An 8,140-nucleotide genomic window follows, 5' to 3' on the forward strand; every position below is an offset into this window, starting at 1 on the left:
CGCCGGGCTCGATCACGGGCGGCTGCGGCCTCGTACGCTCTTGTGGATGATCTTCCATTTGCGGGTTTCCTCGGCCCGGAGGCGGGCGTCGCTGCGGCGGGCCATCCAGGCGGCCTCCCGCTGGAGCTTGAACCAGCTCTCCAGCCGGCGTTCCGGCAGGTCGCCGGAGTCCACGGCGGCCAGCACGGCGCAGGCCGGTTCCGAGGTGTGCGAGCAGTCGCCGAAACGGCAGCTTTCCGCAAGTTCCTCGATGTCGGAGAAGACCAGGTCGACGCCGTCGCTGATGTCGTACAGGCCGACCCGGCGGATGCCGGGGGTATCGATGATCAGGCCGCCGGCGGGCAGCAGGATCATCTCGCGGTGCACGGTCGTGTGCCGTCCCCGGCCGTCCCCGGCCCGCACCTGCTGCGTCTCCATGACGCCGTCCCCGGCGAGGGAGTTGACGAGCGTCGACTTGCCCGCGCCGGACGGCCCGAGCACGACGGCGGTCTTCGCGCCGTCCAGGTAGGTACGGACCACGTCCACCCCGTCCCCAGTGAGCGAGGACACCGCGTGCACGTCCACACCGGGGGCGACCCCGGCCACGTCGGCCAGCAGCTCGTCCAGGCCCTGATCGAACAGGTCGGCCTTGGTGATGAGCACCACCGGCGTGCCGCCGCTCTCCCAGGCCAGCGCGACCATGCGCTCGATCCGGCCCAGGTCGGCGAAGTCGCTCGCGTGCATGGACGGCTCGGTGACGAAGACGACGTCGACGTTGGCGGCCAGCACGTGCCCCTGCCCGTCGCCCGACAGGCCGCCCCGGGACACCCGTCCCACCCCGCCCCGGACGAACGCGCTCGACCGCGGCAGGACGTGGTCGAGCTCGTACCGCCCTTCTGGCAGGTAGCGCAGCGCCACCCAGTCGCCCACGCAGGGCAACTCGACCGGATTCTCGGCGGAGGCCCGGCGGATCCGGGCGCCGTACTTGGCTTGGTGCTGGCCATCAGCGGCCAGGACTTCGGCCACACCGCGATCGACGCGGGCGACCCGGGCGGGCACCAGGCCCTCAGGAAGCTCGGCGGACTCGTGCCACCCGAGCTTTACAAGATCAAAAGAACCAGAGAATTCTGGCGAGAACAATGGAGGAAACCCTTCGGAAAACCGGGGCCCTCAACTCAGAGGCACACCCGGAGGCTGTTGGACGGCAGGCACGTCAGAAACACCCGCATGTCCTCACCTCCCATTCCTCCACGACCACCCTCGACCGGACGGCCAACGCAAAGCACCCTACTGAACACCTCAACCCGCCAGCAACCAAATTACCCACGACACGCGAGCGAAGGCCTCGCCGCGCACACGGGCGACCTGGATCGGATTGAGCTCATAGGCCGCCCAGCGGCGCACCAAAACGGATTGAACTCACGAATCGCCCAACGGCGAACACGATCGAGGGTCCGCGAACCACATCTGGAACACGGACCCTCAAAAGTTCACGAGCGCCGGAGACCCGGCCACCCTTGGCGCCGGTACGGCGAGAACCAACGCGGACGTAAACGGCGCCGGATAACGGCGAGCAACCAGAAACTCAGCTGAGACCGGGGGCCGGGAAGTGCGAGGTGAGCTCGCGGACCTCGCCGTGGACTCGGGTGATCACGTGCTTGGCCTCGTCCTCGTCCTTCGCCAGAGCGGAGACGACCTGGTCCATCCAGGCGCCGATCTGCCGCATCTCGGCCACGCCCATGCCCCGGCTGGTCACCCCGGCGGTGCCGATCCGGATCCCCGACGGGTCGAACGGCTTGCGCGTGTCGAACGGAACCGTGTTGTAGTTGGTCTCCAGACCGGCCTTGTCCAGGGCCTGGGCGGCCGGCTTGCCGCCGATGCCCTTGGGCGTCAGGTCCATCAGGATCAGGTGGTTGTCGGTGCCGCCCGAGACCAGGTCGAAGCCCCGGCTGATCAGCTCCTCCGCCAGCGCCTTCGCGTTCAGCACGACCTGGCGCGCGTAGTCGCGGAAGTCCTCGGTGGCGGCCTCGTGCAGCGCCACCGCGATGGCGGCGGTCGTGTGGTTGTGCGGCCCGCCCTGCAGCCCGGGGAAGACGGCCTTGTTGAGCGCGGTGGCGTGCTCGTCGGAGGTGGCCATCAGCATCGCGCCGCGGGGACCGCGCAACGTCTTGTGGGTGGTCGTGGAGATCACGTCCGCGTACCCGACCGGCGAGGGATGCGCCCCACCCGCGACCAGGCCGGCGATGTGCGCGATGTCGGCCGCCAGGACCGCGCCGACCTCCTTGGCGATCTCGGCGAACGCCGGGAAGTCGATCGTGCGCGGAATCGCCGTGCCGCCGCAGAAGATCAGCTTGGGGCGTTCCCTGAGGGCGATCTCGCGGACCTCGTCCAGGTCGATCCGGCCGGTGTCCTTGCGCACGCCGTACCGCACCGGGTTGAACCATTTGCCGGTGGCGGAGACCGACCAGCCGTGGGTGAGGTGGCCGCCGAACGGCAGGCCCATGCCCATCACCGTGTCGCCGGGCTGCAGGAAGGCCAGGTAGATGGCCAGGTTGGCGGGCGAGCCCGAGTAGGGCTGGACGTTGGCGTGGTTGACCCCGAACAAGGCCTTGGCACGCTCGATGGCCAGGGCCTCGATCTGGTCGATGACCTGCTGGCCCTCGTAGTAGCGCTTGCCCGGGTAACCCTCGGAGTACTTGTTGGTCAGCACGGTCCCGGTCGCCGCGAGGACGGCCTTGGACACGTAGTTCTCCGAGGCGATCAGCTTGACCGTGTCGGCCTGCCGCCGCTCCTCCGCCTTGATCAGCTCGGCGATCTCCGGATCGACGACGTGCAGCGAGTTCTCAGCCATGGCGCCTTCCTTGTCCACGTTGACAGCCGCGGTGACCCAGGCGCACGGCCTCCGCAGGTTCGCTCCCCGGTGGTGCCCCACCTAGCGACGCGCCCGCAGGGCGACGTCAGCGCCAGTCGCGACCCTGCCACCTTATCGGAGCCGTCCGCGGCGACGGGAGTTACTCCACCCGGCGACCGGTTCCGGCCAGCGGCCACAACCGGTCAACCTCGGCGTTAAGGGTGGCCCCGATGAGCACGGCCAGCGCGGTGATGTACAGCCACAGCAGCACCGCGATCGGCGCGGCCAGCGACCCGTAGATGGACAGCGGCTGGAACCAGGCGGCCAGCACCTCGCGCAGCACGGCGGCGCACAGGATCCAGATCAGCAGCGCCAGCACCGCCCCCGGGACCTCCCGCCACCAGCGCGTCCGCCTCGGCACGCTGACGTGGTAGAGCATGGTCAGCATCAGCACCGAGCCGACGATCACGACCGGCCAGTAGAGCACCCCGACCAGCCCTTCGTAGCCGGGCAGCGCGTTGGCCAGCAGCGTCGGCCCGATCACCAGGATCGGCATCACCACCAGGCCGATCAGCAGGGCCGCCAGGTAGAGGCCGAACGACATCAGCCGGGTCCTGATGATCCCCCGGGTCTCCCCAAGGCCGTACGCGATAGAGATCAGGTCCACGTACACGAACAGCGCGCGGGACCCCGACCACAACGAGAGCAGGAACCCCACCGAGATCAGCGACACCTCGCCCCCGTCGAGCACGTCGCTGAGCAGCGGCTCGACCACGCTCTTCATCGCGTCCGGGCTGAACAGCAGGTCGGCGTTCTGGATCACCGACTGCCGGATGGCGACGATCGTCTCCTCGCCCAGCATGCCGCTCAGATGCCCCAGCACGCCCAGCAGACCGAGCGCGAACGGCGGCAGCGACAGCAGCGCGAAGAAGGCCGCCTCGCCCGCGAGGCCGGTGACCCGGTAGTTGACGCCCGCCATCGTGGTCGCCTTGACCAGCGACCAGAATCCGCTTCCGGCCAGGCGCTCCATCCCGGCCCGGGCACGCGCCATGCCGAGGCGTGACTTGCGACCCGCAGAGCGGGGCCTACGCGACGGAGCGTCCGTGGACGTCATGGCACCCAACCGTATTCGTGGAATCCTGGGTTCAACCACGGACTACCCGCCGCGGCGGCGAATAGTACGGATCTTTAACAGCCCAGGATACGGTCCCTGACCCAGTGCGGGCATCAACGCTCCCCGAACTTCCGGTCGGTGGGCACCACCTCGCGCCCCAGCGGCATCAACGAGATCGGGATCATCTTCAGATTCGCCCACCCGAACGGGATCCCGATGATCGACACGAACAGCGGGACGCTCGTGATGATGTGCCCGATCGCCAGCCACCACCCGGCGAAGATCAGCCAGATCACGTTCCCGACGAGCGACGGCGCCCCCGCCCCGGGTTTCGCCACGGTGGTACGCCCAAAGGGCCACAAGACGTATCCAGCGATCCTGAAGGCCGCGATGCCAAAGGGAATGGTCACGATCAGCACGCAGCACACGATTCCCGCGACCACATACCCGAGCGCCATCCAGATCCCGCAGAACACCAGCCAGATCACGTTCAGCACGAACCCGAGAAGCTTCACTCTCCGACCCTCCCACACCGGCAGGTGAAACCCCATGGGCCGGGCAGGATCCGACGCATGATCTGCGAAGCCTGCAAGAACCGGCACCACGACGACTGCCGGGGCGGTTCCTGGTGCGACTGCCAGCACCAGACAAAACCCCAGAAGCCCAGCGACTCCGAACAGCCCGAGAAACACGATCCCGAGCCACCCGTGAACTGGTTGAGGCAGGGCTGACCCGATCCAGGGCTTACATATGACTGGCGAACCCGACCCGGCGGCCGATAGATGATCAGAGTCCACACTCTGGACCCGAACTTGGACATCTGTGGTACGCGGGGTATCGTTGGGGCATGCCAGCGGATCCGATGCTCGTCGTGCGACGCCACGTCGATCTTCTTCGTGTCCGTAGCGCTATCTGTACTGACGCCCGTTGACCGTCGCCCCTTTCTCTTAATTGTGGGCGCGTGAACAGGCGTCTTTTTGTGTGCCCCCGCACTCGACGGCGAGGCGGGAGGAAAGCCTGCTCACGTGCCGCCCAGTGCCCCAGCTCCTCGGAAAAGGACCAGCCATGAGCACCCCGGCCCGCCCAGGCAACCGGCACCACAAGCGCCCGCGTGGCGAAGGCCAGTGGGCCCTCGGCTACCGGGAGCCGCTGAACAAGAACGAGGAGAACAAGAAGAACGACGACGGCCTCAACGTCCGTCAGCGGATCATCGACATCTACTCCAAGCGCGGCTTCGACTCGATCGACCCCGCCGACCTGCGCGGCCGGATGCGGTGGTACGGGCTGTACACGCAGCGTAAGCCCGGTATCGACGGCGGCAAGACCGCGATCCTGGAGCCGGAGGAGCTGGACGACCGCTACTTCATGCTCCGCATCCGCATCGACGGCGGCCAGCTCAGCCTCCGCCAGCTCCGGGTGATCGCCGACATCTCCAACGAGTTCGGCCGGGGCACCGCCGACATCACCGACCGCCAGAACGTGCAGCTGCACTGGGTCGAGGTGGAGTCGGTCCCGGAGATCTGGCGCCGCCTCGAAGAGGTCGGCCTGTCCACCACCGAAGCCTGCGGCGACACCCCCCGCGTGATCCTCGGCTGCCCGCTGGCCGGCGTGGACGTGGACGAGGTCATCGACGGCACCGCCCAGATCGCCGAGATCTACGAGAAGTTCATCGGCGACAAGGCGTTCTCCAACCTGCCGCGCAAGTTCAAGTCGGCGGTCAGCGGCTGCCCCGCGCACTGCACCGTGCACGAGATCAACGACGTCGCCTTCGTCGGCGTCGTCAACGAGGCGGGCGAGCCCGGCTTCGACGCGTGGGTGGGCGGCGGCCTGTCCACCAACCCGATGATCGGCAAGCGCCTCGGCGTGTTCGTCCGCCCCGACCAGGTCGCCGACGTGTACGGCGGCGTGGTCGGCATCTTCCGCGACTACGGCTACCGCCGCCTGCGCCACCGCGCCCGGATCAAGTTCCTGATGAACGACTGGGGCCCCGAACGCTTCCGCGACGTGCTCCAGAAGGACTACCTCGGCTACGAGCTCCCCGACGGCCCCGCTCCCGAGCAGCCCAGGGGCGGCCGCCGCGACCACGTCGGCGTGCACCCCCAGCGGGACGGCAACTTCTACGTCGGCTTCGCCCCCAAGGTCGGCCGCGTGGACGGCGACACCCTGCACCGCGTCGCCGACATCGCCGAACGGCACGGCTCCGACCGGGTCCGCACCACGGTCGAGCAGAAGATGGTCATCCTCGACGTCGCCCCCGACCAGGTCGACTCGATCGTGGCCGAGCTGGAGGCCGCCGACCTGCACGTCAACCCGTCCACGTTCCGCCGCCAGACGATGGCCTGCACCGGCATCGAGTACTGCAAGCTCGCGATCGTCGAGACCAAGGCGACCGCGACCACGCTCATCCACGAGCTGGAGAACCGGCTCCCCGACTTCAAGGACCCGCTGACGATCAACGTCAACGGGTGCCCCAACTCCTGTGCCCGCATCCAGGTCGCCGACATCGGCCTGAAGGGCCAGCTCGTCGTCAACGACCGCGGCGAGCAGGTCGAGGGCTTCCAGATCCACCTGGGCGGCTCGCTCGGCGCCACGCCCGGCTTCGGGCGCAAGGTGCGCGGCCTGAAGGCCACCGCCGAGGAGCTTCCCGACTACGTGGAGCGCGTGGTCAGCAACTTCAGCAAGCAGAAGAACGACGGCGAGACCTTCGCCAACTGGGTCCAGCGGGCCGACGAGAGCGACCTCAAGTGAGCGAGCGCGCCGTCCCGTTCTACTGCCCCTACTGCGGCGACGAGGACCTGGAACCCTACGTCTCCGACGAGGAGCCGTACGGCTGGTACTGCCGGGCCTGCGCCCGCGCCTTCCGGGTGAAATTTCTCGGCATAGGCGTGCGTTCGTAACCCCCACGACGTGATGAGGAGTAATGAGATGACATTGGTGGACATTGAAGTCGGCTTGGAGCGTCAGCGCGGCGTCCTCGACCTGCAGAGCATCGTCGAGTCCGCCGCCGAGTTCCTGGAGGACGCCCCCGCGCGCGCGATCATCCGCTGGGCCGCGGCCACGTTCGGCGACCGCCTCTGTCTGACCTCCTCGATGAGCGACGCCCTGCTGATCGACCTGGTCAGCCGGGTCAAGCCGGGCGTCGACGTGCTTTTCATCGACACGGGCTACCATTTCGCCGAGACCATCGGCACCAGGGACGCGGTCGAGGCCGTCTACCCGGTCAACGTGATCAACGTGACGCCGTCCCGGACGGTCGCCGAGCAGGATCGTGACCTGGGTCCCCGCCTGCATGGCCGCAATCCCGACCTTTGCTGCTTTCTCCGTAAGGTCGAGCCGTTGAACCGGGCGCTGGAGCCGTACCTGGCGTGGGTGTCCGGCATTCGCCGGGACGAGTCGCCGACCCGCGCGAACACCCGCGTGGTCGAATGGGACGCGAAGCGGCAGATGGTGAAGGTCAACCCGATCGCGCGCTGGACCCAGGACGAGGTCGACAACTACATCGCCGACAACGGCGTCCTGATCAACCCGCTGCACTACGACAACTACCCGTCCATCGGCTGCGCCCCCTGCACCCGGCAGGTCGCCCCCGGCGAGGACCCGCGCGCCGGCCGCTGGGCGGGCCTGGGAAAGATCGAATGCGGCATTCACCTGTAATCCCGCTGGTGGCGGTGGCACACGGGTCCCGCGACCCGCGCGCCGCCGCCGTAGTGGCCACCCTCCTCGATCAGGTACGGCTCGCGCGCCCCGACCTCGACATCCGCACCGCCTATCTGGACCACGCCCCACCCACCCTCGCCAAAGCCCTGGCCACCCTGGACACGGCGGTAGTCCTGCCGTTGCTGCTCACGGCGGCGTACCACACCCGCGTCGACATCCCCGCCGCCCTCCGCGAGGCCACCGCCCGCCGCCCGCGCCTAACCGTGCATCTGGGCGACGCCCTCGGCCCGCATCCGCTGCTGACCGCGGCTCTCGAACGCCGCCTGTCCGAGGCCGGAATCCCCCTGGGCGACCCTGACACCGCCGTCGTCCTCGTCTCGGCCGGCTCCAGCGACGCTCGCGCCAACGCGACGATCACCCGCCTGGCCACCGAGTGGTCACGCTCCCGCCCCTGGTGGTCGGTAACCCCCGCCTTCGCCTCGGCCACCACCCCCACCCCCGCCGCCGAGGTAACCCGCCTCCTCCACAGTGGCGCCCCC

Annotated in this window: 9 protein-coding genes and 1 riboswitch; of the genes, 5 read left to right on the top strand and 4 right to left on the bottom strand. The window is 68.6% G+C overall.

The genetic code is table 11. The features are described 5' to 3' along the window. Positions 1–12: 12 nt before the first annotated feature. The 4 genes from rsgA to Amac_RS36845 all read right to left on the bottom strand — a co-directional run bounded on the left by rsgA (position 13) and on the right by Amac_RS36845 (position 4,459). Positions 13–1,038: a ribosome small subunit-dependent GTPase A gene (gene rsgA, locus Amac_RS36830; RefSeq protein WP_246268958.1), complete on the bottom strand. Its 1,026-nt coding sequence runs from the start codon at positions 1,036–1,038 to the stop codon at positions 13–15. Between the two features lie 526 nt (positions 1,039–1,564). Beyond that, positions 1,565–2,848 carry a serine hydroxymethyltransferase gene (glyA, locus tag Amac_RS36835; RefSeq protein ID WP_425544324.1) on the bottom strand — a complete coding sequence of 428 codons (1,284 nt, stop codon included), beginning with the start codon at positions 2,846–2,848 and terminating at the stop codon, positions 1,565–1,567. 9 nt (positions 2,849–2,857) lie between these two features. Next, a riboswitch (ZMP/ZTP riboswitch) is annotated at positions 2,858–2,960 on the bottom strand. Positions 2,961–2,990: 30 nt separating this feature from the next. Next, complete coding sequence (locus Amac_RS36840) at positions 2,991–3,881, bottom strand: YihY/virulence factor BrkB family protein (protein WP_155359037.1); 891 nt, start codon at positions 3,879–3,881, stop codon at positions 2,991–2,993. Between the two features lie 176 nt (positions 3,882–4,057). Next, positions 4,058–4,459 (bottom strand): YccF domain-containing protein, encoded by a 402-nt coding sequence (locus tag Amac_RS36845; RefSeq protein WP_155359038.1) that lies wholly within the window; start codon positions 4,457–4,459, stop codon positions 4,058–4,060. A gap of 332 nt (positions 4,460–4,791) precedes the next feature. Here Amac_RS36845 and Amac_RS58150 point away from each other — a divergent pair, with 332 nt between their 5' ends. From Amac_RS58150 to Amac_RS36865, 5 genes are all read left to right on the top strand, one after another. After that, positions 4,792–4,875, top strand: a complete 84-nt coding sequence (locus Amac_RS58150) for a putative leader peptide (RefSeq protein WP_372453654.1) — start codon at positions 4,792–4,794, stop codon at positions 4,873–4,875. A gap of 134 nt (positions 4,876–5,009) precedes the next feature. Next, a complete protein-coding gene (locus Amac_RS36850) occupies positions 5,010–6,692 on the top strand; it encodes a nitrite/sulfite reductase (RefSeq protein ID WP_155359039.1) in 1,683 nt (560 codons plus the stop codon). Continuing rightward, a complete protein-coding gene (locus Amac_RS36855; protein WP_155334811.1) occupies positions 6,689–6,841 on the top strand; it encodes an Insertion element protein in 153 nt (50 codons plus the stop codon). The genes Amac_RS36850 and Amac_RS36855 overlap by 4 nt, the downstream gene beginning before the upstream one ends. A 28-nt stretch (positions 6,842–6,869) precedes the next feature. Then, positions 6,870–7,598 (top strand): phosphoadenylyl-sulfate reductase, encoded by a 729-nt coding sequence (locus tag Amac_RS36860; protein ID WP_155359040.1) that lies wholly within the window; start codon positions 6,870–6,872, stop codon positions 7,596–7,598. An 8-nt stretch (positions 7,599–7,606) separates the two neighbouring features. After that, on the top strand, positions 7,607–8,140 hold a 534-nt coding region (locus tag Amac_RS36865; RefSeq protein WP_246268959.1), incomplete at its 3' end, for a sirohydrochlorin chelatase.

The sequence above is a fragment of the Acrocarpospora macrocephala genome (genome assembly GCF_009687865.1).
GTDB classification, from domain to species: domain Bacteria; phylum Actinomycetota; class Actinomycetes; order Streptosporangiales; family Streptosporangiaceae; genus Acrocarpospora; species Acrocarpospora macrocephala.

Bases quoted from the DNA above. Each gene is read 5' to 3' on its own strand.
- Amac_RS36840 (WP_155359037.1), bottom strand. From the start codon at position 3,881: ATGGCGCGTGCCCGGGCCGGGATGGAGCGCCTGGCCGGAAGCGGATTC.
- Amac_RS58150 (WP_372453654.1), top strand. From the start codon at position 4,792: ATGCCAGCGGATCCGATGCTCGTCGTGCGACGCCACGTCGATCTTCTT.
- Amac_RS36850 (WP_155359039.1), top strand. From the start codon at position 5,010: ATGAGCACCCCGGCCCGCCCAGGCAACCGGCACCACAAGCGCCCGCGT.
- Amac_RS36860 (WP_155359040.1), top strand. From the start codon at position 6,870: ATGACATTGGTGGACATTGAAGTCGGCTTGGAGCGTCAGCGCGGCGTC.